Here is a 23,142-nt window from a genome sequence, read left to right as displayed (position 1 = left end):
GGGCTATTTCGATTGGATATGCACTTCGCTCAAGGCCGCATAGATCTGGGCAGCGGCAGGAGTCAGGTCGTTGATGTTCAGGGGGCGCGTGGGAGGCAGCGCGTTCGAGGCCGCTTCGGCGGCGATCGTCGTCGGCATGCCAACCGCGCTGCGAAGCTGCCGTTGCATAAAGGCAGGCAGGGCTTGCAGACCGGCATGGAGGCTGCGCTTCAAAGCCGGGTGTTTGGCGGCGGCCGATGCGCCGCTTTGCAGCACCGCCTTGATGCGCCGCTTGATGCCGCTCTTAAGGCGATCTTCCCGAACTGCATTGCGCAGTCTGCGGAGCAAGGTACTGGCGGATCGCATGGGGGCGGTGATTTTCCAGGAGGAACTGTTCAACATGGCGTCGAGTCGATGCTGTGCATGCCTCTGTTGAGCCTCGGCCAGCTTCAGTGCTGCGCGTAACTTCGCTTCATGTCGGATCCGCGTCTGGACTTCATACCGCAATTGTTGTTCCCTGGCCTGCGTCCTAGTGGCTTCCGCTCGCAGGGATTGGATCGTCGCATGGAGTTCGTGTGTCTCTGCGTTTTTCAACACGTCGGGCGGCGAAGAGAAAGCCGGCATCAGCTCCGGGTGCTCGGCCGCAACGTAGATGCGACACAGGCCGGCGGTGCAAGCAAATTTGTAACGGGCCCCCATTAGGAGGCCTTCTACGCCCTGTGGGCGAGTTTGCGCCGATATGGCTTCTGTCGTCTTGATGACGAGGACCCATGGGCGAAGTGCTTCGCTATCCCAGCCGCGCAGCACGGCTTCCTCCAGACTATCTGCATGGATTTTCAGCCAGTGCACCGGCTGCCCCGCGAGCGATGCGAAAGCGACTTTCATCGGCAGCATATGAGCCGGCTCCGCATGGATTCTCCGCCAGCCAAGTTCGTGGAAGGCCTTGCCGACCGGATCGATCATGGGGGGCTGCGCACTCACGTCGATATATGTTCCCTTCGGAACATGCCCGAGGGCGCGCCAGAGCAGGCCGTCTTCAAAGTTTTGCGCGTATGAAATGAACGCCATGGAACTGACAATGAGTGTGCAAAAAGCTGGTCGGTGCAAACCTCGGCTGTTTCCAGAAAAACATGGACTGCTCCGATCCGCTGCTATTTTCGATTTTACGAGGCAGGATGGCGCATTCTTGGGCATGATCAGCGCTCCGGATGCCCCACCATCGAGAAGAAGTTACGTTTGCTAGTGAAAGTACATAACAAATGACAGGGCTAGATTCGCTGCGCAGAAACGTGCGACGAGTTCCAAAGGCGGCCTTTTGGCTGATCACGCCGTGGCGCATGCCTGAGCGGCTCCGCTTCCTGAGGGAACGGGCAGCCAAAGAACGCAAAGCGCGCTCGTTAAGTGCCTTGATCGAGAGGGAGCGCACGCGCCAGCAGGCGATTGCACGGGGTGACGCCACTGCGTTCATGCCGCCTCTCGATCTGTATAGCGATTCCGCCTTGTCCGCTGCCGCCGGTCTGCAATGGCCGGCTCCGGCTTCCCTCACTCCGGAGGCTGTGTCCAACAAATGGACGGCTGCGCGGTTTTGCCTGGACTTGTTGCGAAAGCGTAGGGATTTGTATGGGAGGTTTCCCCATGCTTTGTCCGCGCCGGCAGAAAGAAATTTTTTCCTAGCGTGGCTTGAAAGCGACGAAGGGGCGCAAGACACAGGTCTTGCGCCGAGCTCGCAGCCACATCTCGCAGAGCTTTTTTCGGAGGACTTCGCCGCGCGAGCGCGGCAGGCTTTCATGGCAGAGCCACGTGTTCGGGAGGTTCTGCCTCACGGACTGACGCCGGCAGGGCAGTACAGCCTTTTCGGGTGGTTCATGCAGCATGCTTGGAGTGAGTTCGAGAGCGAACTACGGCCCGAAGAAATTCTGTGGCTGTTCATGCAAGCAGCGGAGAACCCTCGCGGCGAGTTGGCGCGTGCTTATCTGTTCACGGCCAGTTGGCAAGTACTGTTCCCGGATGCGTTGACAGTTTTCGGCTGGCCAGGCTTTGTTGTTTGGTTCGTGCAGCAATATGGTGGTGATCCTCAGTTGCTCGGCGTCGACGATTCGTTTGATTGGTATGAGCCGGCGCTGCAAATCCGTCTCGGATACGGCGCGCGAGCGGCTTGGCAGTCCAGGTATCCATTGGCGCTTTCCGATCACGACCAGGCACGTGCGCTGCTTCAATGGTTGGCCTTTTCCGACGACGCCGGGTTGACCGCTGTGGCTCGCCATTGGTGCCAGCAGTTGGACGTGCAGGCAGTGCTGGCATCGCTGCTGAAACCAGGCCTGAACATCATCGGACATTTCTGCTATCCGTCCGGTCTGCGCGTCTCTGTCGAATCGATCGCCGATGCTTTAGCAAGTGTTGGTGTGGACACCTCGCTGCGCGACGTACGAACGGACGCTAGGGACGACCCTCATCACGCCGATTTTGGCGGCCTCGAGGTGCACGACATCACCCTGCTTCATGTGCAGCCCGAGCCCTTTTTTCCGGAGGCCTACGTCAGGGCCGACCTGGCCGGTCGTTCGCCCCGGACCTATCGAATTGCCTATTGGTATTGGGAGTTCGACTCGATCCCCGAAGCCTGGATCGAGAGCGCGAAACAGGTCGACGAGGTCTGGACGGCCACGGAATTCATTGCGCACGGGTTGCGCGAACGTTTGGCCCTGCCGGTTCGTACGTTATTTCCTGGGGTGCGTCTGACTCCGTTCGAGGTCCGCGGACGCAGTGATTTCGGGCTGGACGAGGAGCGATATACCTTTCTCTTTACCTTCCACATGGTGAGCGTCATGGAGCGCAAAAACCCGTTGGGTTTGATCCGCGCTTTCAAGGCTGCTTTCGGAAAGGACGACAAGGTCTCACTTGTCCTCAAGACTTCATTCGGCGATCGGCATCCGGCGGAGTTGCGGAAGCTGCGTGATGCCGCCGTCGGCGCGAACATCAAGATCATCGACCAGGTGTTCAGCCCTGATGAAGTGCTCTCGCTCATGCACGCCTGCGACGCCTATGTGTCGCTCCACCGCAGCGAGGGGCTTGGCCTCACGATGGCTGAAGCCATGCTCATGGGAAAGCCGGTGATTGCCACCAATTTCTCGGGCAATGTCGATTTCATGAACGATAGCAACAGCTTGCTGGTGCCTTACGAACTCGTGAAGCTCGGCAAGCCTATACCCCCCTACGATGCCGATCTCGAATGGGCTGAGCCGTCGGTAGAGCACGCGGCGCGGCTCATGCGACTTCTTTACGACGACCAGGCATGGGGGCGTGACCTCGGTGCCCACGCCAAGGCGAGCGCCGAGGCCAATCTTTCGCTGGAAGCCGCAGGCCGGAGGATCAAGGCACGTATCGAGGAGATCAAGGCGTTGCTGCGCGCAAAGCGCTGAAAGCTACTGCTCGACGATCCGCCCGTGTTCAAGGTGGATCACGCGGTTGCACTCCTTGGCGATCAGTTCGGGCGAATGCGAGGCAAGCACCAGGATGCCTGACTTCGAGACCACGTCCCGCATCCGCTTCTCCGCCTTTTCGGTGAACTCGGCGTCGCCGACCGACAGCCACTCGTCCATGAGTAGTATGTCGGCCTCGACACTGGTCGAGATCGAAAAAGCGAGGCGCATCATCATGCCGGTGGAGTAAGTGCGCACCGGCATGTTGACGTATTCGCCCAGCCCGCTGAACTCGCAGATGTCGGGCGTCAGGCGGTCGATCTCCTTCTTGCTCATGCCCATCACGAGCCCACGCAGCATGATGTTTTCGACGCCCGTCGCATCCATCTCGATGCCGAGCGACGGATCGATCAGGCTGGCCACCGAGCCCTGCCGTGCAAACTCGCCGGACGACGGCTCGTAGACGCCGGCCAAGGTGCGAAGCAAGGTCGACTTGCCCGCCCCGTTGTGGCCGACCAGACCGAGCCGATCCCCGCTCTTGAGTTCGAGGTTGATGCCGCTGAGCGCCTGCACCACGGTAACACCGGTCTCCTTGCCGAAGCGGCCGCCAGTCACCGAGGCTGCAAGAGTCTTCTTGAGCGAGTTCGCACCGGCCCCGTAGATCGGGAAGTTGACGGCGACGTTCTTGAGGGAAATGAAAGCCATGGATCAGAGCCAGTAGACGACGCGGCGACGGTACTTCGAGAAAATCAGGATGGCCAGGGTCAGGCAGACCGCCGTCCAGAACAGAATGCCGATCCAGCTGTGGATGTGCGCGGTGCCGCCCATCAGGGGCGTGCGAAGCAGATCGAGCATCTGCGCGAAGGGATTCCACAGCACGTACTTGGCGCGACCGGGGAGGTTCTCGGGCAGCCAGAAAACGGGCGTGAGGAACATCAGCATCTGCATCACGCTGGTGATGATCTGGGTGACGTCGCGGTAGCGCGTACAGATCAACCCCAGCAGCAGGCCAAGCGCATGAGCATTGATGATCAGGATGGCAAAGGCCGGCAGCACGAGCAGCACCGACCATGACAGCGAGACGCCAGCCCAGATGGCCACCGGGATGTAGAGCACGATCTGGTGAGCGAACTGGATCAGGTTGCGCGCAAGGCTGCGCCAGACGAAGAGGCTGATCGGGAAGTAGCCCTGCTTCAGATAGTTGGACGAGCCGATGAAGGCATTGCAGGCGTCCGTCACGATGCTGGAGAAGAAGCCCCAGAAGATGATGCCCAGCGCCAGGTGCGGGAAGAACCGGGAAAGCTCGGTGCCGAACAGGGAGCTGTAGAGCGGACCCATGCCGGCGATCATCACGCCCATACTCAGCGTGAGCCACATCGGCCCGAGCATGGATCGACGGTAGCGCAGGACGATGTCGAACCAGGCGAGTGTCCACCAGATGTCTGTGCGGCGGGTGCCCTGCCACCAGTCGGACAGGGCGCTTCGATGAAGATTGGAGTGGACTTGACTCATGTACGGCCGTAGGTATCTGCGAGGCGGACGATGTCGTCCTCGCCAAGGTAGCCACCGCACTGCACCTCGATGAGCACCAGCTCTTCTTCGCCGGTGTTGGTCAGGCGGTGTTTCTCCCCGAGGGGAATGTAGCGATATTGCCCCGGGAAGGTCTGATGCTCGACTTCCCCGATCTGCACGATGCCCTGGCCCTGCACCACAACCCAATGTTCGGCGCGCTGGTGATGATATTGCAGCGACAGTGCCTCGCCGGGGCGAACCGTGATGCGCTTGACCTTGTAGCCTTCTTCCTCCTTGAGCGAGGCATAGGTTCCCCACGGACGATGGACCACCGGAGGCAAGTGCACCGTCTCGTGCTTCCGGGCCTTGAGCACGTCGACTACTTTCTTGACCTTTTGCGCGCTGTCCTTGTGAAGCACCAGCAGGGCGTCGGGTGTGTCTACGATCACGAGGTCATGAACCCCTATGGTGGCTACGACTTTCGGGCCGTAGCTTTCGACCTGCACGTGCGTGCCTGTAGTGTCGAGTGCGACAACGTCGTCGGGCAGGGTGTTGCCGCTGGCATCAGGCGTCAGCGCATTGGACACGGCAGGCCAGGAACCCACGTCGCTCCAGCTGAACTTCGCGGGTACCACATGGACGTTCGAGGCATGCTCCAACACCGCGTAGTCGATGCTGATGTCCGGCTGAAGGCCGAAAGCGTGCAGGTCGAAGTTGACGGAGTTGCCGGAAGCCTTGGAGGTTTCCAGGGCATGCCTTGCCGCCCTGATCACTTCCGGGGCATGCTTTTCCAGGGCAGCGATGATGGTGTCCGCCGTGAAGGCGAACATGCCGCTGTTCCAGTAGTAGCGGCCTGTAGCCAGGTAGTTCTGCGCCGTCTCGAGGTCGGGCTTTTCGACGAAGCGCTTGACTGCCTGGCTCTCGCGCGAGACATGTTCGACCTCGATGTAACCGAAGCCGGTGTCGGGGCTCGTGGGGCTCACACCAAAGACGACGAGATTGCCTTCCTGCGCCAGGCGGAAGGCCTCTGTCGCGCTGGCCACGAAGGCATGCACGTCGGGCACCAGGTGGTCGGCCGAGAGCACCAGCATCACGGTGTCGCCGCTGAACTGGCGGGCGCACTGCAGCGCCGCCAGGGCGATGGCCGGGCCGGTGTTCCGGCCCTTGGGCTCGAGCAGAAAGCTTGTCGCGGGAGGGTCGCTCATCTGCTGGAGCACATCGCGGGTAAGGAACAGATGGTCCTTGTTGGTGACGATCATCAGGTCGCCAGTGCCGCAGGCCTGACCCCGCTCTATGGCTTGCTGAAGCAGGGTGGAGTCGCCGAGCTTCATGAAAGGCTTGGGAAAGGCCTGGCGCGAAGCAGGCCAGAGCCTGGAACCGGCGCCTCCCGAAAGCACCACAGAGAGTAACCTCATCGTTTTCCTTTAGCTTTTTAACCGGCCAATTTTAAGGGTGCCCTCCGCGGGACCTTGCCGGGCGGACGAAACGCCGGTTTCGGCGCTCCTTGCGGCTGCTGGTTGCGCAGATAATCCCCTCCCGCAAGGCCCGCGACGCCAGGTTTGGGCATCGCCTCGGCCGATTCAGCTATTCCTCAAGGCTCCGCCCGCCTGCCGCGCGGGGCGCCCAATCTCTTTATGAAATCTGTCTATCGATTCATCCTCGGCCTAGCCGGACTCTGGCAAGGCCCCGGAATGATGGGGCGCGTGCAGCGGGCATGGCGAATGTTCCGGAAGTCGGGCTGGCCAGGCATTCGCTGGGAGCTGGGCCGGCGTTTCGGGGGCTACAACGACTATACGAAGTGGGTGCAGCGCTACGACACCTTGACGCCCGAGTTGCGCGGGAAGATCGGGCAGCGCGTGGCAGCGATGAAGGACCGGCCACTGATCTCGGTCGTGATGCCCACCTACAACCCCAACCCGGCCTGGCTGCGTGAAGCGATCGAGTCGGTACGCGGACAGATCTACCCCAACTGGGAGCTCTGCATCGCAGACGACGCGTCCCCCTCGGCAGAGGTGCGCGAGATCCTCAAGTCGTACAGCGAGAGCGACCCGCGCATCAAGGTGGTGTTCCGCCCGAAGAACGGCCATATCTCGGCGGCTTCCAACAGCGCTCTCGAACTGGTCTCCGGCCCCTGGGTCGCGCTCATGGACCACGACGACCTGCTGCCGGCCCATGCGCTTTTCTGGGTGGCCGACTGCATCGCTGCTCACCCCGACGTCAAGCTGATCTACTCGGATGAAGACAAGGTCGACGAGGGCGGCCACCGCTTCGGGCCCTATTTCAAGTCCGACTGGAACGTCGATCTCTTCCGTTCGCAGAACATGTTCAGCCACCTGGGCGTGCTCTCGACCGAGCTCATGCGCTCGGTCGGTGGCTTTCGCGTGGGCATGGAAGGCTCGCAGGACTGGGACCTGGTGCTGCGCTGCATGGAGCGCGTCGAGCCCGGCCAGATCCGCCACATTCCGCGCGTGCTGTATCACTGGCGCGTGCACGTCGAAAGCACGGCCAAGTCGATGAATGCCAAGCCCTACGCTGCCATCGCGGGCGAGCGGGCGCTGAACGAGCACTTCGAGCGCACCGGCGTGCGGGCCACGGCCGAGCACCTCGACTTCGGCTATCGCGTGCATTACGCCTTGCCCGATGTCTTACCGTTGGTTTCGGTGATCATCCCCACGCGAAACGCGCTGCAGCTCACGCGGCAGTGCGTGCAGTCGATCCTCGAGAAGACCAGCTATTCGAACTACGAGATCATCATCGTCGACAACGGCTCCGATGATCCGGACACCTTGGCCTGGTTCAAGCGTATCGCCGCCGAGAATCCCAAGGTCCGCGTGCTGCGCGATGACCGCGACTTCAACTACGCGGCGCTGAACAACGGCGCCGTGGCGGTGGCCGACGGCGAACTCGTGGCGCTGGTCAACAACGACATCGAAGTCATCACGCCTGATTGGCTCAGCGAGATGGTCAGTCTCGCGCTGCAGCCGGGCGTCGGGGCGGTGGGCGCGCGGTTGTGGTTCCCGAACAGGACGCTGCAGCACGCGGGCGTGATCCTCGGCGTAGGCGGCATTGCCGCCCATTCGCATCGCCGCATGCCGATGGGCCGCGAAGGCTATGCCGGGCGAGCGGCGCTGATCCAGTCGCTCTCTGCCGTCACCGCAGCCTGCCTCGTCATTCGCAAGAGCCACTACCTGGAGGTCGGCGGGCTCGACGAGGTCCACCTGAAGGAGTCCTTCAACGACATCGACTTCTGCCTGCGGTTGCGCGAGATTGGCCTGCGCAACGTGTGGACGCCCTATGCAGAGCTGTTCCACCACGAATCCGCGACCCGCGCCAAGGATGTCTCGCCGCAGAAGCAGGCCCAGTTCCAGGAAGAGGCGGCCTACATGCACAAGCGATGGGGCGACTTGATCCAGAACGACCCTGCCTACAGCCCCAACCTCATGCTGGCCCGGGAGGACTTCAGCTACGCCTGGCCCCCCCGCCTGGCGCCGGTCTGATCGAGGTCCGATGCCCCTCCAGGTCTCCGTCGCCCTCTGCACCCGCAACGGCGCGCGCTATCTCCCCGAGCAGCTGCGCAGCATCTGCGCGCAGGAGCCGCCGCCGCAAGAGATCGTCGTGTCCGACGATGGCTCCACCGACGACACGCTCGCCGTCGTGCGCGAGACCCTCGCGCAGTGCGGCGTGGCCGACCGGATCGCGCTGCGCGTGTTCAGCAACTCGCCGCCGCTGGGCGTCACCCGCAATTTCGAGCAGGCGGTGCGCGCCTGCAGCCACGACCTCATTGCGCTGTGCGATCAGGACGACGTCTGGCACCCCGGGAGGCTGGCGCGCATGGTGGCGCAGTTCGAGGCGCGGCCCGATCTGCTGCTGCTGCATACCGACGCGCGCCTGGTCGACGGCGATCTGAAGCCGCTGGGTTCCACGCTCTTCCACGCGCTCGAGGTGCAGCCAGCCGAGCTGGAGGCCATCGCGCGCGGCGAGGCCTTCGGCGTGCTGCTGCGACGCAACCTCGTGACCGGCGCGACGACGATGTTCCGCAGGACTCTGCTCGACGCGGCCCTGCCGTTCTCCCCCGAGTGGGTGCATGACGAATGGCTGGCCGCGGTGGCCGCGGCCACGGGCCGCATGGACGTGTTGCCCGAGCCGACCATCGACTACCGCCAGCACGGCAACAACCAGATCGGCGCGCGTCGGCTGACGCTGTCCGAGAAGGTGGCGAAGGCTTTCGTGGAACGGGGCGACAAGCATGTGGCTCGGCTGCGCCGTGCCGAGGCGCTTCTGCAGCGGTTGCAGCAGCTCGGTGACCGCGTGCGGCCGGGCTGCCTGGATGCGCAGCGCGCCAAGGTCGCGCACCAGCGGTTCAGGGCCGGATTGCCGGCGGCGCGTCCGCTGCGCCTGCTGCCGATCCTTCTGGAGGCTGCGCGCGGCCGTTATGCGCGATTCGGCCGCGGCAAGCAGGCCATCGTGCAGGACGTGTTCGAGCGCGGCTGATCGTCCCCGCCGAAGGGCCGGCTAGCGGCCCTGCAGTCGCAGGTATCGCCAGAAGGAGGCCGAAAGCCACACCTTCAGCAGGCTGGTCACGTGCCAGTACAGATACTTCCTGCTGCGGTGGCTCTCGCGCTGCGCGTCGTGACGGGCGAGCAGGTTCTCGCCCACCTGCAGCTTCCAGCCCGCGAGCCGGGTGCGGGCGCAGATGTCGAAGTCTTCCCCATACATGAAGAACTTCTCGTCGAAGCCGCCCACCTGCCGGTAGGCCTCGCTGCGAAACAGCATGAACAGGCCCGGAATCCACGCCGGCACCGTCGGGCGCACGTAGCCGGGCTTCTTTCTTCCGAGGATCTCGAGCGGCGTGAGCAGCGCCCGGTGCGGCTCGGGCTCGGTCTTGCCGGGCTCCAGGATGCGCGGCGTGAGCAGGCCGGCGTCGGGCGCGGCCTGTGCGAGCAGCGGCGACAGCACGTCGCTGTCGAAGCGGATATCCGGGTTCAGCACCAGGAACCACTCGGTGCCGCAGCGCTCGAAGGCCTGGTTGTGATTGGCGCCGAAGCCCTTGGCGCTCGCGTTCTCGATCCGCTCCACCTCGAAGCCCCAGCTGCGGCCGGCGAGCAAGTCGGCCTCGGGGATGTTCAGCGTGAGCAGGACCTTGTCGATGACGGCGCGGCTGTACCTGTCCAACTGCTCCAGCAGCGGCAGCACCAGCGCGAGCTGGCCGTGGCTCACGATCGAAATGGTGATGGGATGGCGGGAGGAGGGGGGCGTGGGCATGGTCTAATTTCGCCCGGGAATTCTAGGGTTCCCCAAACCCCACACATGATTGCTCTGATCGTCATCAGTTTCTTCGTCGCCGCCTTCTCGGTCCAGGTGTTCATGCGACGTGCACGGCGGCATGCCCGCCTCTACGGCGCCGACATGCCCCAGCGCTTCCACAAGGGCCACGTGCCTCGCCTGGGTGGTGCGGGCATCCTGCTGGGCATGGGGGCGGCCTGGCTGGCCGCAGGCATCACCGGCACCGATCCGTTCAATGTCTCCTGGCCGGTCACGACCTCGATGCTCACGCTGGTGTGCATCCTGCCGGCAGTGCTGGGCGGCATCGTTGAAGACGTCACCCAGCGCGTGAAGGTGCGCTACCGGCTGGGGCTGACCATCGGCTCGGCGCTGCTGGTCTGCTGGCTGCTGGGGCTGGGCGTGGCGCGCACCGGCTTCGAGACGGTCGACGGCTGGCTGGCGATGGTGCCTTACGCCACCGTGCTCTTCGCGGCCCTGGCCATCGGCGGGCTGCCTCATGCCTTCAACATCATCGACGGCTACAACGGGCTCGCGGGCACGGTCGCGGTGCTGGTCTGCCTGGCGATCTCGCACGTGGCGCTGCAGGTGGGCGACCGGCAGCTGGCCGCCATGGTGATCTGCCTGGTCGGCGCCACCTTCGGCTTCCTGGTGTGGAACTACCCGCGCGGCAAGATCTTCGCCGGCGACGGCGGCGCCTACGTCTGGGGCATGGTGATCGCCGTGGCCTGCGTGACGCTGGTGCAGCGCCACCGCGTGGTGTCGCCGTGGTTCCCGATGCTGCTGCTGATCTACCCGGTGTGGGAGACGCTGTTCTCCATCTACCGCAAGCTGGCGCGCGGGCAGTCGCCCGGCACGGCCGACGCGCTGCACTTCCACCAGCTGATCTTCCGACGCATCGTGCGCGTGGCCTTCGCGGACGACGAGGCCCGGCAGCTGCTGGCGCGCAACAACCGCACCTCGCCCTACCTGTGGATGTTCGCGGCCCTGTCGGTGGTGCCGGCGGTGCTGTTCTGGAACAACACCATCGTGCTGATGTTCTTCTGCCTGCTGTTCGTGACCACCTACGTGGGGGCGTACCTGATGATCGTGCGCTTCAAGGTCCCGCGCTGGCTGCGGCCGTGAACAGGCACGCCCCCAGGCTTCGCGCACTTCGTGTCGCCGCGCCAACCCCTCGCCCGGGGGCAACACCGGTGGCCCGGCAAGGCCGGCTCCACGGTGTTGCCCGCGCAGTCAGTCGGCTGTCACCGGGATTGCGCGAGAATTTGAGCCTCACCTGATCGTCCACCGCTTTGGAGCCTGACCGCCCATGACCGACCCCGTCCTCAACATCCCCCCGCGCGACAAGGCCGAGATCCTGGCCCAGGCGCTGCCGTACATCCGCAAGTTCCACGGCAAGACCATCGTCATCAAGTACGGCGGCAACGCCATGACCGACCCGGCGCTGCAGGCCGACTTCGCCGAAGACGTGGTGCTGCTGAAGCTGGTGGGCATGAACCCGGTGGTGGTGCACGGCGGCGGCCCGCAGATCGAGGCGGCGCTCAACCGCCTGGGCAAGAAGGGCAGCTTCATCCAGGGCATGCGCGTGACCGACGCCGAGACCATGGAAGTCGTCGAATGGGTGCTGGCCGGCGAGGTGCAGCAGGACATCGTGGGCCTGATCAACCAGGCCGGCGGCAAGGCCGTGGGCCTGACCGGTCGCGACGGCGGCCTGATCCGCGCGCAGAAGCTCAAGATGGCCGACCGCAACGATCCCAACGTGCACCACGACGTCGGCCAGGTCGGCGACATCGTCTCCATCGACCCCAGCGTGGTCAAGGCGCTGCAGGACGACGCCTTCATCCCGGTGGTCAGCCCCATCGGCTTCGGCGAGGAGAACGAGAGCTACAACATCAACGCCGACGTCGTCGCCGGCAAGCTGGCCACCGTGCTCAAGGCCGAGAAGCTCATGCTGCTGACCAACACGCCCGGCGTGCTCGACAAGGACGGCAAGCTGCTCACCAACCTCAGCGCCCGCGAGATCGACGACCTGTTCGCCGACGGCACCATCTCCGGCGGCATGCTGCCGAAGATCGAAGGTGCGCTCGACGCGGCCAAGAGCGGCGTGAACGCGGTGCACATCATCGACGGCCGCGTGCCGCACGCGATGCTGCTGGAGATCCTGACCGACCAGGCCTACGGCACGATGATCCGCGCCCGTTGAGGCCGGCGTGGGCGCGCGCTCACTGCGCTGTGCGAGAATCAATTGATTACATCTTTGCACGCGCTCCCATGCAGAACGAAGAGACGACCAGTGCTTCCGGCGTAGAGACTCCTGCGGAAACGACCACTCCCCCGGCGCGCAAGCGCCCCAAGCCGGGCGAGCGGCGCGTGCAGATCCTGCAGGCGCTCGCCTCCATGCTGGAGCAGCCGGGCGCCGAGCGGGTCACCACTGCCGCGCTGGCCGCGCGGCTCGAAGTGAGCGAGGCCGCGCTCTATCGCCATTTCGCGAGCAAGGCTCAGATGTTCGAGGGCCTGATCGACTTCATCGAGCAGAGCGTCTTCACGCTGGTCAACCAGATCCTCGAGCGCGAGGGCGCCACCGGCGCCCAGCAGGCCGCCCGCATCCTCACGCTGCTCGTGCAGTTCGCAGAGCGCAATCCCGGCATGACCCGCGTCATGGTGGGCGACGCGCTGGTTTACGAGAACGAGCGCCTCCAGCAGCGCATGAACCAGTTCTTCGACAAGATCGAATCCACGCTGCGCCAGGTGCTTCGCGGGGCCGCCGCGGCCGACGGCTCGGCCACGCCCAGCGTCGACGCGCAGGTGCGCGCAGCGGCGCTCACCGCCTTCGTGGTGGGGCAGCTGCAGCGCTTCGCGCGCTCGGGCTTCCGCCGCGCGCCTTCCGAGCACCTGGAAGCGACGATCGCGCTGATCGTCCGATAGGGGTAGCCCGCAGGGCGCCGGCAGGCTCGCACCGAGCGCCTCCGGCGCAGTAGCATCGTTCAGCCATTGCCGCCAGTCCTGGCGGCAGGCCGATGTTCGCGGTTGCCTCCACGGAGGTCGCATGAGCCATGGCGCGGTAGCTTGCCTGTGTCCGATGGAGCCTCGCTCTTCGCGGGTGCGTGCTCATGCCTGACGCGACGCGCGGCGACGGCCTGCGGACCATCCTCCTCACGGCGATCGCCATGCTGGCGTTTGCCGCAAATTCGCTGCTTTGCCGGCTCGCGCTGCAGCGCAGGGGCATCGACCCGGCGAGCTTCGGCAGCGTCAGGCTCCTGGCGGGCGCGCTCATGCTGGGGCTCCTCGTGCGTCTCAGGGCGCAGCCGGCCGCTTCGTCGGGTCCGCCGGTCCGCGCCGACTGGCTGGCGGCCGTCATGCTGTTCGGCTATGTCGCCTTCTTTTCCTTTGCTTACCTCAGCCTGTCGGCGGGTACGGGAGCGCTGATCCTGTTCGGCGCGGTCCAGCTGACGATGTTCGGCGCGGGCCTGCGATCCGGCAGCGAGCGCTTCGGGGCGCCCGGATGGTTCGGCTTTTCCATGGCGGTCGGCGGGCTGGTCTACCTGGTGTCGCCGGGGATCGCCGCTCCGCCGCCGCTGGGCGCCCTGCTGATGGCGGCCGCAGGCGTGGCCTGGGGCGTGTATTCGCTGCGGGGCAGGGGCGTGGCCGATCCGCTGGCCGCGACCGCGCGCAACTTCACGCGGGCCCTGCCGCTGGCACTGGCGCTGAGTCTGGTGTTCGCAGTCGAGGCGCATGCCGATGTGCATGCCGATGCGATGGGGCTCGTGCTTGCCGTCGCCTCCGGCGCGCTGACCTCGGGGCTCGGCTATGCGGTCTGGTACGCGGTGCTGGGGCGCCTCGGCGCGATGCGCGCCGCCACCGTGCAACTGTCGGTTCCTTTGTTGGCCGCATTCGGCGGCGTGCTGTTCCTGTCGGAAGCGATCACGCCGCGGCTGGCCGTGGCTTCCATCGCGATCCTGGGCGGCATCGCGCTCGTGCTCGGCCAGAAGGCGCGAAGCGCCCGTCCGTAGGCTGGCTGGCTACGAGACCTGCACGCCCACCTTCGCCCCCGCCGCGACGATCTCTCCCCACGTCGCATCGTCCACCCAGATCCCCTCCTTGCGCCGTGCCACGCGCGCCTTGCGCTCCGGCTCGCCCGCGATCTGCACTTCGTCGAAGCCCTGTCCGGGCGGGCTCTGCCGCAGCCAGCCGACGAACTCCCGGGCCTCCTCGTCGAAGGACTTCTGCGTGCCCAGCTTCACCGGATCGATCAGCACCGTGAGCATGCCGTTGAGCACCGTGCGTGCCGTGTCCGCCTGCCGGTGCCAGGTGCCGCCGCCGGTGAGCGCGCCGCCGAGCAGCTCGCAGGCCACCGCCATGCCGTAGCCCTTGTGCTCGCCGAAGGTCATGAGCGCGCCGAAGAGGCCGTTGCCCTGCGGCACCACCACCACGCCCGGGTCGTTGGTCGGCGCGCCGTTCTCATCGATGAGGTAGCCGTCGGGCACGCGCTCGCCCTTGTTGTGCGCCACGCGCATCTTTCCCTGCGCCACGCGGCTGGTCGCGTAGTCGAGCACGAAGGGCTCCGCGCCCGCGAGGGGAATGCCGATGCAGCAGGGATTGGTGCCGAAGCGCCCGTCGCCGCCGCCCCAGGGCGCGACCACCGGCCGCGAGAGCACGTTGACGAAATGCATCGACACCAGCCCCTGCGCCGTCGCCATCTCCGCGAAGTGCCCGATGCGCCCCAGGTGGTGCGCATGAGACAGCGTGAAGATGCAGCTGCCGTGCTGCTTCGCCCGCGCGATGCCCAGCTCCATCGCCTGCACGCCGACGATCTGGCCGTAGCCGTGCTGGCCGTCCAGGCCCATCAGCGTGCCGATGTCGAGGTTCACGCGCACCGCGGCGTTCGGCTTCAGGCCGCCTTCGGCCACCGCGTCGACATAGCGCGGCAGCATGCCCACGCCGTGCGAGTCGTGCCCGCTCAGGTTGGCCAGCACCAGGTTGGCCGCCACCTGCTGTGCCTCGGCGGGCGAGCTGCCCGCGGCTTCGAGGATGCGGGCGACGGTGGCCTGCAGGTGGTCGGCCTTGAGCGTATGGGACATGGATCAGGCTCCTTTCGCGTTCAGCGTGATGGCGTAGAGCGACGTGGTCGCGCAAATGAAGAGACGGTTGCGCTTGGGGCCGCCGAAGCAGACGTTGGCCACGCGCTCGGGCAGCAGGATCTTGCCCAGCAGCGTGCCGTCGGGGTGGTAGGCGTGCACGCCGTCGAGCGCGCTGGTCCAGATGCGGCCTTCGGTGTCGAGGCGGAAGCCGTCGAAGAGGCCGCTGGTGCATTCGGCAAAGACCTCGCCGCCGCCCAGGCTGCGGCCGTCTGCGCCCACCCTGAAGCGGCGGATGTGCCGCGGACCGTCCGGCGCATGGCTCGCGCCCGTATCGGCGATGTAGAGCAGCGACTCGTCGGGCGAGAAGGCCAGTCCGTTGGGCTTGACGAAGTCGTCGGCCATCAACTCGACCTCACCGCTTTGCGGGTCGATGCGGTAGACATGGCACGCGCCGATCTCGCTCTCGGCCTTCAGGCCTTCGTAGTCGGAGAGGATGCCGTAGCTCGGGTCGGTGAACCACACGGCGCCGTCCGAGTGCACGACCACGTCGTTGGGCGAGTTCAGCCGCTTGCCCTTCCAGTGCGAGGCCAGCACGGTGATCGTGCCGTCGTGCTCGGTGCGCGTCACGCGCCGCGTGAGGTGCTCGCAGCTCACGAGCCGGCCCTGGCGGTCGACCGTGTTGCCGTTGGTGTTGTCCGACGGCTCGCGGAAGGTTCCCACCGTGCCGTTGACCTCGTCGAAGCGCAGCATGCGGTTGTTCGGAATGTCCGACCACACCAGCGTGCGGTGCGCCGCGAACCACGCGGGGCCTTCGCACCAGCGCGCGCCGGTCCACAGGCGCTGCACGCGCTCGGGGCCCGGGACGCAGCCCTTGAAGCGCGGGTCCAGTTGCTCGAAGCCTGTGCCTTCCAGGAAGCCGAAGGGGAGAGTCGCCATGGAGTTCCTCGTCGTCGATGGGTTCGCTCGGTTCACATCACCGCACCGACCTGCCACGGCACGAACTCGTTCTGGCCGTAGCCGTGCTGCTCGCTCTTCGACTGCGCGCCCGATGCGGTCGCGAGCACCAGCTCGAAGATGCGCCGGCCCATCTCCTGGATCGACGCCGTGCCGTCGACGATCTCGCCGCAGTTGATGTCCATGTCCTCCTCCTGCCGCTGCCACAGCGCCGAGTTGGTCGCCAGCTTGAGCGAAGGCGAGGGCGCGCAGCCGTAGGCCGAGCCGCGCCCGGTGGTGAAGCAGATCAGGTTGGCGCCGCCGGCCACCTGTCCGGTGGCGCTCACCGGGTCGTAGCCGGGCGTGTCCATGTAGACGAAGCCGTGCGCGGTGACGGGCTCCGCGTATTCGTACACCGCCTCGAGGTTGCTGGTGCCGCCCTTGGCGACCGCGCCCAGCGATTTCTCGAGGATGGTGGTGAGTCCGCCTGCCTTGTTGCCCGGCGAGGGGTTGTTGTTCATCTCGCCTTCGTTGACGGCGGTGTAGTGCTCCCACCACTTGATGCGGTCCACCAGCTTCTGGCCGACCTCGCGCTTCACCGCGCGGCGCGTGAGCAGGTGCTCGGCGCCGTACACCTCGGGCGTCTCGCTGAGGATGGCCGTTCCGCCGTGCGCCACCAGCAGGTCGACCGCCGCGCCCAGCGCCGGGTTGGCGCTGATGCCCGAGTAGCCGTCCGAGCCGCCGCACTGCAGCCCGATCGTGATGTGCGCCGCGCTGCAGGGCTCGCGCTTCACGGCGTTGGCGCGCGGCAGCATCTCGTTGATGAGCGCCACGCCCTTCTCGACCGTCTTGCGCGTGCCGCCCGTGTCCTGGATGTTGAAGGTGCGGAAGTTCTCGCCCTCGGCCAGGTGGCCGGTCGCGAGCCAGGCGTTGATCTGGTTGGCCTCGCAGCCCAGGCCCACCACCAGCACGCCCGCGAAGTTCGCATGCGTGGCATAGCCCGTGAGCGTGCGCTCCAGGATCTGCATGCCCAGGCCCTGCGTGTCCATGCCGCAGCCGGTGCCGTGCGTGAGCGCGATCACGCCGTCCACGTTGGGGAAGGCCGCCAGTGCCCGCGGGTTGGTCTTGCGCGAGAAGTGGTCGGCGATGGCGCGCGCGGCGGTGGCCGAGCAGTTCACGCTGGTCAGCACGCCGATGTAGTTGCGCGTGGCCACGCGGCCGTCGGCGCGCCGGATGCCCATGAAGGTGGCTTCGCGCTTCGCGGGCGCGGGCTTCACGTCGGCGCCGAAGGCGTAGTCGCGTTCGAAGTCGCCCTTGTCGGGGCCCATGTCGAGGTTCTGCGTGTGCACGTGCTCGCCAGCGGCGATGGGGCGGCTCGCGAAGCCGATGATCTGGTTGTAGCGGCGCACCGGCTCGCCCTGCGCGATGTCGCGCATCGCGATCTTGTGGCCCGGCGGGATCAGCCCGCGCACGGCCACGCCTTCGACGGTGGCACCGCCGAGCAGCTGCGAGCGCGCGATGACGACGTCGTCGGCGGGGTGGAGTCGGATGTAGGGAGTCATCGTGGTGTTCTTCCTCGGTTCAGGAAGCCTTGGTGCGGCGCCAGCTCGCGCTGAAGCGCTGGTGGAACTTGTCCATGTGTTCGTGCATGGCGCTGCGAGCGGCGGACGGGTCGCGCGCGGCGATGGCGTCGAGGATCAGCTCGTGCTCGCCGATGGCCACCTGCCACGACTCCATGGTCTCGAAGTAGTCGATCATGCGGGCGAAGATCGGCCCGTGCCGCGACTCCCAGAAGCCCTGGACCGTCTCGGTCAGCACCACGTTGTCGCAGGCGTTGACGATGGCCAGGTGGAAGGCGCGGTCGCCCTCGTGCGGCACCTCGCCGTTCGCGGCCAGCTCGCGCATCATGCGGATCGCGCGGCGCATGGCGTCCACGTCCTTGCGCTTGCCGTGCTGGGCCGCGGTGGCGGCGGTCTCGCCTTCCACCATGCGGCGCGCGCGGATGATCTCCAGCGGCCCCCATTCGATGCCGGCCGCGCCGTTGGCCGGCGGCGGCGTGCGCTGCGAGCGGTCGAGCACGTACACGCCAGAGCCGGTGCGTACCTCGACCCAGCCTTCCACCTCCAGCGCGATCAGCGCCTCGCGCACCGATGGCCGGCTCACGCCCAGCTGCCGGGCCAGGTCGCGCTCGGCGGGAATGCGCGCGCCCACAGCGAATTCGCCCTTGCCGATGAGCTCGCGCAGCTGTTCGGCGATCTGGCGGTAGAGGCGCTGGGGTTCGAGGGTCTGGATCGGCACGGAAACGGAAAGGCAGGCGGGAGGGTTAGGGGTTGTCCTGAATTGGCCAAGTGGTAAGGCCAATTCAGAATACGCCACATTGCCCGGACCATCATCGGGCCAAACCCGAGGAGAGCTCCATGAGATTGAAGGGAAAGACCGCGCTGGTCACTGCCGCCGGCCAGGGCATCGGCCATGCCAGCGTGCTCGCCATGGCGGCCGAGGGCGCACAGGTCTGGGCCACCGACGTCAACGAGAAGCTGCTGGAGCGCTACGCGGGCGTGCCCAACGTCACCGCGCTGAAGCTCGACGTGCTCGACAAGGCCGCCATCGGCGCGCTGGCGGCCAAGCTGCCGCCGCTGGACGTCCTCTTCAACTGCGCCGGCGTGGTCCACAACGGCGCCATCGAGCAGGCGACCGACGACGAACTGCTCTTCGCCTTCAACCTCAACGTGCGCGCCCAGATGTGGACCATCCAGGCCGTGCTGCCCGGCATGCTGGCGGCGGGGCGCGGCAGCATCATCAACATGGCCAGCGTGTGCTCCAGCATGAAGGGGCTGCCCAACCGCTTCGTCTACGGCACCACCAAGGCGGCGGTGCTGGGCCTCACCAAGAGCGTGGCGGCCGACTACGTGGCGCGCGGCATCCGCTGCAATGCGGTGTGCCCAGGCACGGTCGACACGCCCTCGCTGGGCGAACGCATCAACGCCAACGCCGACCCCGACGCTGCGCGCCGCGCTTTCATCGCGCGCCAGCCCATGGGCCGGCTCGCGCAGGCCGAGGAGATCGCGCCGGTGGTCGTGTTCCTCGCGAGCGACGAATCGGTGTTCGCCACCGGCCAGTACTTCACGGTCGACGGCGGCATCACGATATGAACCAGCTCGACTTCCGCGGGCGCCACGCGGTCGTCACCGGCGGTGCCACCGGGCTGGGCTTCGGCATTGCGCAGCGGCTCGTCGCCTCGGGCGGCAGCGTCACGCTGTGGGACCGCGACGAAGACGCAGCCACCAAGGCCGCCGAATCGCTCGGCGACAAGGCCTTCGCGCTGAAGGTCGACGTGTCGCAGCATGCCTCGGTCGCCCAGGCCCTGGCCGCCACGCTGTCGCATGCGCCGCGCATCGACGCGCTCGTCAACAGCGCCGGCATCACCGGGCCCAACACGAAGCTGTGGGACTACCCCGTCGACGACTGGCGCCAGGTGATGGACGTCAACGTCAACGGCGTGTTCCTCTGCTGCCGCGAGGTGGTCGCGCAGATGCGCAGGCAGGGCAGCGACGGCAGCGGCGGCCACGGCCGCATCGTCAACATCGCCTCGGTGGCCGGCAAGGACGGCAACCCCAACGCCAGTGCCTACAGCGCGAGCAAGGCGGCCGTCATCGGCCTGACCAAGTCGCTCGGCAAGGAGCTGGCCGACACCGGCATCCGCGTGAACTGCGTGACGCCCGCGGCGGTGAAGACCGCCATCTTCGACCAGATGACGCCGCAGCACATCGCCTTCATGCTCTCGAAGATTCCCATGGGCCGCTTCGGCACGGTGGAGGAGGTGGCCGCGATGGTCGGCTGGCTCTGCACCGAGGAGTGCTCGTTCTCCACCGGCGCCGTGTTCGACCTGTCCGGCGGCCGCTCGACATACTGACCGGCCGGGCCGACTCATCCCACACACTTCCGAATTCCAACGCACTGAAAGGAAAACATGAAACTCGTCCGCTACGGCAACCCCGGCAAGGAAAAGCCCGGCCTCATCGATGACAACGGCCAGCTGCGCGACCTGAGCGCCCTCGTCAAGGACATCGGCCCCGAGCAGCTCGGCGACGCCGCGCTCGCCAAGCTGCGCAAGCAGAAGATCGACAAGCTGCCGCTGGTCAAGGGCAAGCCGCGCTTCGGCTGCCCGGTGGCGAACGTGGGCAAGTTCATCGCCATCGGCCTCAACTACGCGGACCACGCGGCCGAGTCGGGCCTGCCGGTGCCCAAGGAGCCGGTGGTGTTCACCAAGGCCAACAGCTGCATCCAGGGCCCGAACGATCCGGTGATGCTGCCCAAGGGCTCGGTCAAGACCGACTGGGAGGTCGAGCTCGGCGTGGTCATCGGCACGCGTGCGCGCTACGTGCCGCAGAAGAGCGCTCTCGACTACGTGGCCGGCTACTGCACCATCAACGACATCAGCGAGCGCGAATACCAGATCGAGCGCGGCGGCACCTGGGACAAGGGCAAGGGCTGCGACACCTTCGGCCCCATCGGCCCGTGGCTGGTGACGCGCGACGACGTACCCAACCCGCAGAAGCTCTCGATGTGGCTCGACCTGAACGGCAAGCGCGTGCAGACCGGCAACACCAAGACCATGATCTTCAGCGTGGCCAAGATCGTGAGCTACGTCAGCCAGTTCATGACGCTGATGCCGGGCGACGTCATCACCACCGGCACGCCCCCGGGCGTGGGCATGGGCATGAAGCCGCCGCTCTTCCTGAAGAAGGGCGATGTGATGACGCTGGGCATCGAGGGCCTGGGCGACCAGCGCCAGGAAGTGGTTCCCTTCAAGCTCTGAGCTTCTGCCGGCAGTTTCAATGAAGGCGCCTCCGGCGCCTTTTTTTGCGGCTTCAAATGTCCCATTGACAGAACATTGAAACTGCAAAACCATCAACGGCATGTCGCAGATGCCTTTGCCGAAATACCACCAGATCTATCTGGTGCTGCGTGAGCAGCTGCACGAAGGCCGCTTTGCGGAAGGCCTGCCTGGTGAGCTGGCGCTGATGGGGCAGTTCAACGTGGCGCGCGTCACCGTGCGCCGCGCACTGGAGCAGCTGGCTTCCGAAGGACTCATCAAACGCAATCCCGGGCGCCGCACGCGCGCGGTGCCGCCGGCCGGCGGCGAAGGCCCCGGCACCAGAAGCATGGAGCGCGCCAACCTGCGCGGCCTGCTCGAGAACCTCGTCACCATGGGCCTGCACACCTCGGTCAAGGTGATCGAGGTGGCCACCATCACGGCATCCACGCAGGTGGCCGAGGCGCTGCAGCTCCAGCTCGGCGATGCGGTGCAGAAGGCCGTGCGCGTGCGCTCCACCAAGGAAGGGCCGCTCTCGCACATCACGACCTACGTGCCCGACACCATCGCGCGCCGCTTCGGCCGGCGCGAGCTGTCGAAGAAGCCCATCCTGGTGCTGCTGGAGGAGTCGGGCGTGAAGGTGGGGCGCGCCCACCAGACCATTTCCGCCCGGCTGGCCGACAACGTGCTCGCGCAGCACCTCGATGTCTCCGTCGGCTCGGCCCTGCTCGCGGTGCGCCGCCTGATCTACGACGAGGACGAGCGGCCCGTGCAGTGGCTGCACGGCTTCTACCGCCCCGACCGCTACACCTACGAGATGCAGCTCTCCCGCGTGGGCAGCATCGACGCGAAGGTGTGGGTCAGCAAGGACGTGTCAGCCCAGTTCAACTGAAGAGAAAAAGGAAAGCCCCATGCAGAACCGCCGCAGTTTCGTGTCCCGCTCGGCCGCGCTGGCCACCGCCGTCGCCTTCCCCCTCGTGGCCGGCGCGCAGCCCAAGACCGTCAAGGTGGGCGTGCTGCACCCGGTCACCGGCGCGCTGGCCTATTCCGGCCAGCAGTGCCGCCTGGGCGCGCTCATGGCCATCGAGGACATCAACGCGGCGGGCGGCATCAGGTCGCTCGGCGGCGCGAAGCTCGAGGCCCTGCTGGGCGACGCGCAGTCGCAGCCGCAGGCCGGCGCGGCCGAGGTCGAGAAGATGAACGAGGCCGGCGTGTCGGCCATCGTGGGCGCCTTCGCTTCCGCCATCTGCCTGGCCACCACGCAGGCCGCGGCCAAGTACAACCTGCCGCATGTGGTCGACGTGGGCGTGGCCGACCAGATCGTCGAGCGCGGGCTGAAGAACACCTTCCGCTTCGGACCCGGCTACAAGAAGTCGACCGAGGTGGCCATGGCCAACCTGCTGGTGCTCAACAAGGCCGCGGGCAGCCCCGCCAAGACGGTGATGGTCATCCACGAGGAGTCGCTGTTCGGCGCGGGCACCGCGCAGCTGCTCTCGCGCGAGCTGCCGGGCTACGGCTTCGAGGTGAAGGAGGTGGTGAAGCACGCCAACCCCACGCGCGACTTCAACAACATCGTGCTGCGCATGAAGTCGGTCAACCCCGACATCGTGATTCCCGCCAACTACTACAACGAATACGCGCTGCTGGTGCGCACCATGCAGCAGCAGAAGGTGGTGCCCAAGGCGATCTTCTCGGTGCTGGGCGGCGCGGCGTCGAGCTACAAGTTCGTGAAGGAATTTCCGGACGCAGCCAACGGCATCATCGACTGCAACCACTGGTTCAACCCGAAGGACAAGCGCTCGCAGGAGCTGCGCAAGCGCGTGGAGGCCAAGGGCCAGTTCTTCAGCTACGAGGTGTTCATGACCTACACCTCGATGTGGCTGCTGGCCGATGCCATCGAGCGCGCGAAGTCCGCCGAGCGCGCGGCCATCATCGACGCGCTGGAGAAGAGCACCTTCTCCAACCACATCATGCCGTACGGCCCCACGCGGTTCGTCAACGGCCAGAACGAAGGCGCGCAACCGCTCATGACGCAGGTGGTGAAGAACGACATCAAGGTCATCATCCCGCGCGACTACCGCGAGACCGACCCGGTCTTCCCGCTGAAGGCCTGAAGCCGGGCCGACAC

Annotated in this window: 21 protein-coding genes; 12 read left to right on the top strand and 9 right to left on the bottom strand. The window is 66.2% G+C overall.

Annotated elements, in window-relative coordinates:
* Positions 1–3: 3 nt before the first annotated feature.
* Positions 4–1,173: a hypothetical protein gene (locus tag FHY06_RS10720; RefSeq protein ID WP_221404190.1), complete on the bottom strand. Its 1,170-nt coding sequence runs from the start codon at positions 1,171–1,173 to the stop codon at positions 4–6.
* Positions 1,174–1,238: 65 nt separating this feature from the next.
* Here FHY06_RS10720 and FHY06_RS10715 point away from each other — a divergent pair, with 65 nt between their 5' ends.
* On the top strand, positions 1,239–3,395 hold the full coding sequence (locus FHY06_RS10715) for a glycosyltransferase family 4 protein (RefSeq protein WP_184604855.1): 2,157 nt from the start codon (positions 1,239–1,241) through the stop codon (positions 3,393–3,395).
* Positions 3,396–3,398: 3 nt separating this feature from the next.
* Here FHY06_RS10715 and FHY06_RS10710 read toward each other — a convergent pair whose 3' ends face one another.
* From FHY06_RS10710 to FHY06_RS10700, 3 genes are read right to left on the bottom strand one after another with little or no spacing between them, the layout of a single operon-like run.
* A complete protein-coding gene (locus tag FHY06_RS10710; RefSeq protein ID WP_093178336.1) occupies positions 3,399–4,100 on the bottom strand; it encodes an ABC transporter ATP-binding protein in 702 nt (233 codons plus the stop codon).
* Positions 4,101–4,103: 3 nt separating this feature from the next.
* Positions 4,104–4,907, bottom strand: a complete 804-nt coding sequence (locus tag FHY06_RS10705; RefSeq protein ID WP_019656858.1) for an ABC transporter permease — start codon at positions 4,905–4,907, stop codon at positions 4,104–4,106.
* Positions 4,904–6,322, bottom strand: a complete 1,419-nt coding sequence (locus FHY06_RS10700) for a mannose-1-phosphate guanylyltransferase/mannose-6-phosphate isomerase (RefSeq protein ID WP_184604853.1) — start codon at positions 6,320–6,322, stop codon at positions 4,904–4,906. The genes FHY06_RS10705 and FHY06_RS10700 overlap by 4 nt, the downstream gene beginning before the upstream one ends.
* 306 nt (positions 6,323–6,628) lie before the next feature.
* Between FHY06_RS10700 and FHY06_RS10695 the strand changes: the two genes are divergently transcribed.
* Both FHY06_RS10695 and FHY06_RS10690 read left to right on the top strand, forming a co-directional pair.
* Positions 6,629–8,404, top strand: coding sequence for a glycosyltransferase family 2 protein (locus tag FHY06_RS10695; RefSeq protein ID WP_184604851.1), 1,776 nt, complete (start codon positions 6,629–6,631; stop codon positions 8,402–8,404).
* Positions 8,405–8,414: 10 nt separating this feature from the next.
* A complete protein-coding gene (locus FHY06_RS10690) occupies positions 8,415–9,398 on the top strand; it encodes a glycosyltransferase family 2 protein (RefSeq protein WP_184604849.1) in 984 nt (327 codons plus the stop codon).
* A gap of 21 nt (positions 9,399–9,419) precedes the next feature.
* On the opposite strand, the gene FHY06_RS10685 is transcribed toward FHY06_RS10690, so the two are convergent.
* Complete coding sequence (locus FHY06_RS10685) at positions 9,420–10,169, bottom strand: glycosyltransferase family 2 protein (protein ID WP_019656862.1); 750 nt, start codon at positions 10,167–10,169, stop codon at positions 9,420–9,422.
* Between the two features lie 45 nt (positions 10,170–10,214).
* Between FHY06_RS10685 and FHY06_RS10680 the strand changes: the two genes are divergently transcribed.
* The 4 genes from FHY06_RS10680 to FHY06_RS10665 all read left to right on the top strand — a co-directional run bounded on the left by FHY06_RS10680 (position 10,215) and on the right by FHY06_RS10665 (position 14,197).
* Positions 10,215–11,312 carry an MraY family glycosyltransferase gene (locus FHY06_RS10680; protein ID WP_093207307.1) on the top strand — a complete coding sequence of 366 codons (1,098 nt, stop codon included), beginning with the start codon at positions 10,215–10,217 and terminating at the stop codon, positions 11,310–11,312.
* A 184-nt stretch (positions 11,313–11,496) separates the two neighbouring features.
* Positions 11,497–12,390 (top strand): acetylglutamate kinase, encoded by an 894-nt coding sequence (argB, locus tag FHY06_RS10675; protein ID WP_019656864.1) that lies wholly within the window; start codon positions 11,497–11,499, stop codon positions 12,388–12,390.
* A 68-nt stretch (positions 12,391–12,458) separates the two neighbouring features.
* Entirely contained in the window at positions 12,459–13,112 is a 654-nt protein-coding gene (gene slmA / locus FHY06_RS10670) for a nucleoid occlusion factor SlmA (protein ID WP_019656865.1), read from the top strand.
* Positions 13,113–13,297: 185 nt separating this feature from the next.
* Entirely contained in the window at positions 13,298–14,197 is a 900-nt protein-coding gene (locus FHY06_RS10665) for a DMT family transporter (protein ID WP_184604846.1), read from the top strand.
* Between the two features lie 9 nt (positions 14,198–14,206).
* Here the strand turns inward: FHY06_RS10665 and FHY06_RS10660 are convergent, their stop codons facing one another.
* Genes FHY06_RS10660 through FHY06_RS10645 form a run of 4 tightly spaced genes read right to left on the bottom strand, consistent with a single transcriptional unit; the run spans position 14,207 to position 18,496 of the window.
* Complete coding sequence (locus FHY06_RS10660; protein WP_184604844.1) at positions 14,207–15,265, bottom strand: malate/lactate/ureidoglycolate dehydrogenase; 1,059 nt, start codon at positions 15,263–15,265, stop codon at positions 14,207–14,209.
* Positions 15,266–15,268: 3 nt separating this feature from the next.
* Positions 15,269–16,201, bottom strand: coding sequence for an SMP-30/gluconolactonase/LRE family protein (locus FHY06_RS10655; RefSeq protein WP_184604842.1), 933 nt, complete (start codon positions 16,199–16,201; stop codon positions 15,269–15,271).
* Positions 16,202–16,233: 32 nt separating this feature from the next.
* A complete protein-coding gene (locus FHY06_RS10650; RefSeq protein WP_019656869.1) occupies positions 16,234–17,760 on the bottom strand; it encodes a D-arabinonate dehydratase in 1,527 nt (508 codons plus the stop codon).
* A gap of 19 nt (positions 17,761–17,779) precedes the next feature.
* Positions 17,780–18,496, bottom strand: coding sequence for a FadR/GntR family transcriptional regulator (locus FHY06_RS10645; RefSeq protein ID WP_184604840.1), 717 nt, complete (start codon positions 18,494–18,496; stop codon positions 17,780–17,782).
* 119 nt (positions 18,497–18,615) lie between these two features.
* Between FHY06_RS10645 and FHY06_RS10640 the strand changes: the two genes are divergently transcribed.
* The 5 genes from FHY06_RS10640 to FHY06_RS10620 all read left to right on the top strand — a co-directional run bounded on the left by FHY06_RS10640 (position 18,616) and on the right by FHY06_RS10620 (position 23,128).
* A complete protein-coding gene (locus FHY06_RS10640) occupies positions 18,616–19,350 on the top strand; it encodes an SDR family oxidoreductase (RefSeq protein WP_126182434.1) in 735 nt (244 codons plus the stop codon).
* A complete protein-coding gene (locus FHY06_RS10635) occupies positions 19,347–20,111 on the top strand; it encodes an SDR family NAD(P)-dependent oxidoreductase (protein WP_184604838.1) in 765 nt (254 codons plus the stop codon). Before FHY06_RS10640 ends, FHY06_RS10635 begins: the two co-directional genes overlap by 4 nt.
* A 57-nt stretch (positions 20,112–20,168) precedes the next feature.
* A complete protein-coding gene (locus FHY06_RS10630; RefSeq protein ID WP_019656873.1) occupies positions 20,169–21,017 on the top strand; it encodes a fumarylacetoacetate hydrolase family protein in 849 nt (282 codons plus the stop codon).
* A 109-nt stretch (positions 21,018–21,126) separates the two neighbouring features.
* Positions 21,127–21,906, top strand: a complete 780-nt coding sequence (locus tag FHY06_RS10625; RefSeq protein ID WP_184604836.1) for a GntR family transcriptional regulator — start codon at positions 21,127–21,129, stop codon at positions 21,904–21,906.
* Positions 21,907–21,925: 19 nt separating this feature from the next.
* On the top strand, positions 21,926–23,128 hold the full coding sequence (locus FHY06_RS10620; RefSeq protein WP_184604834.1) for an ABC transporter substrate-binding protein: 1,203 nt from the start codon (positions 21,926–21,928) through the stop codon (positions 23,126–23,128).
* Positions 23,129–23,142: the final 14 nt, after the last annotated feature.

This window comes from Variovorax atrisoli (genome assembly GCF_014195185.1).
Lineage (GTDB): Bacteria > Pseudomonadota > Gammaproteobacteria > Burkholderiales > Burkholderiaceae_C > Variovorax > Variovorax atrisoli.
This window is presented reverse-complemented; position numbering and strand designations above follow the sequence as displayed.

Bases quoted from the DNA above. Each gene is read 5' to 3' on its own strand.
- FHY06_RS10720 (WP_221404190.1), bottom strand. From the start codon at position 1,173: ATGCCCAAGAATGCGCCATCCTGCCTCGTAAAATCGAAAATAGCAGCG.
- FHY06_RS10715 (WP_184604855.1), top strand. From the start codon at position 1,239: ATGACAGGGCTAGATTCGCTGCGCAGAAACGTGCGACGAGTTCCAAAG.
- FHY06_RS10710 (WP_093178336.1), bottom strand. From the start codon at position 4,100: ATGGCTTTCATTTCCCTCAAGAACGTCGCCGTCAACTTCCCGATCTAC.
- FHY06_RS10705 (WP_019656858.1), bottom strand. From the start codon at position 4,907: ATGAGTCAAGTCCACTCCAATCTTCATCGAAGCGCCCTGTCCGACTGG.
- FHY06_RS10700 (WP_184604853.1), bottom strand. From the start codon at position 6,322: ATGAGGTTACTCTCTGTGGTGCTTTCGGGAGGCGCCGGTTCCAGGCTC.
- FHY06_RS10695 (WP_184604851.1), top strand. From the start codon at position 6,629: ATGTTCCGGAAGTCGGGCTGGCCAGGCATTCGCTGGGAGCTGGGCCGG.
- FHY06_RS10690 (WP_184604849.1), top strand. From the start codon at position 8,415: ATGCCCCTCCAGGTCTCCGTCGCCCTCTGCACCCGCAACGGCGCGCGC.
- FHY06_RS10685 (WP_019656862.1), bottom strand. From the start codon at position 10,169: ATGCCCACGCCCCCCTCCTCCCGCCATCCCATCACCATTTCGATCGTG.
- FHY06_RS10680 (WP_093207307.1), top strand. From the start codon at position 10,215: ATGATTGCTCTGATCGTCATCAGTTTCTTCGTCGCCGCCTTCTCGGTC.
- argB (WP_019656864.1), top strand. From the start codon at position 11,497: ATGACCGACCCCGTCCTCAACATCCCCCCGCGCGACAAGGCCGAGATC.
- slmA (WP_019656865.1), top strand. From the start codon at position 12,459: ATGCAGAACGAAGAGACGACCAGTGCTTCCGGCGTAGAGACTCCTGCG.
- FHY06_RS10665 (WP_184604846.1), top strand. From the start codon at position 13,298: ATGCCTGACGCGACGCGCGGCGACGGCCTGCGGACCATCCTCCTCACG.
- FHY06_RS10660 (WP_184604844.1), bottom strand. From the start codon at position 15,265: ATGTCCCATACGCTCAAGGCCGACCACCTGCAGGCCACCGTCGCCCGC.
- FHY06_RS10655 (WP_184604842.1), bottom strand. From the start codon at position 16,201: ATGGCGACTCTCCCCTTCGGCTTCCTGGAAGGCACAGGCTTCGAGCAA.
- FHY06_RS10650 (WP_019656869.1), bottom strand. From the start codon at position 17,760: ATGACTCCCTACATCCGACTCCACCCCGCCGACGACGTCGTCATCGCG.
- FHY06_RS10640 (WP_126182434.1), top strand. From the start codon at position 18,616: ATGAGATTGAAGGGAAAGACCGCGCTGGTCACTGCCGCCGGCCAGGGC.
- FHY06_RS10635 (WP_184604838.1), top strand. From the start codon at position 19,347: ATGAACCAGCTCGACTTCCGCGGGCGCCACGCGGTCGTCACCGGCGGT.
- FHY06_RS10630 (WP_019656873.1), top strand. From the start codon at position 20,169: ATGAAACTCGTCCGCTACGGCAACCCCGGCAAGGAAAAGCCCGGCCTC.
- FHY06_RS10625 (WP_184604836.1), top strand. From the start codon at position 21,127: ATGCCTTTGCCGAAATACCACCAGATCTATCTGGTGCTGCGTGAGCAG.
- FHY06_RS10620 (WP_184604834.1), top strand. From the start codon at position 21,926: ATGCAGAACCGCCGCAGTTTCGTGTCCCGCTCGGCCGCGCTGGCCACC.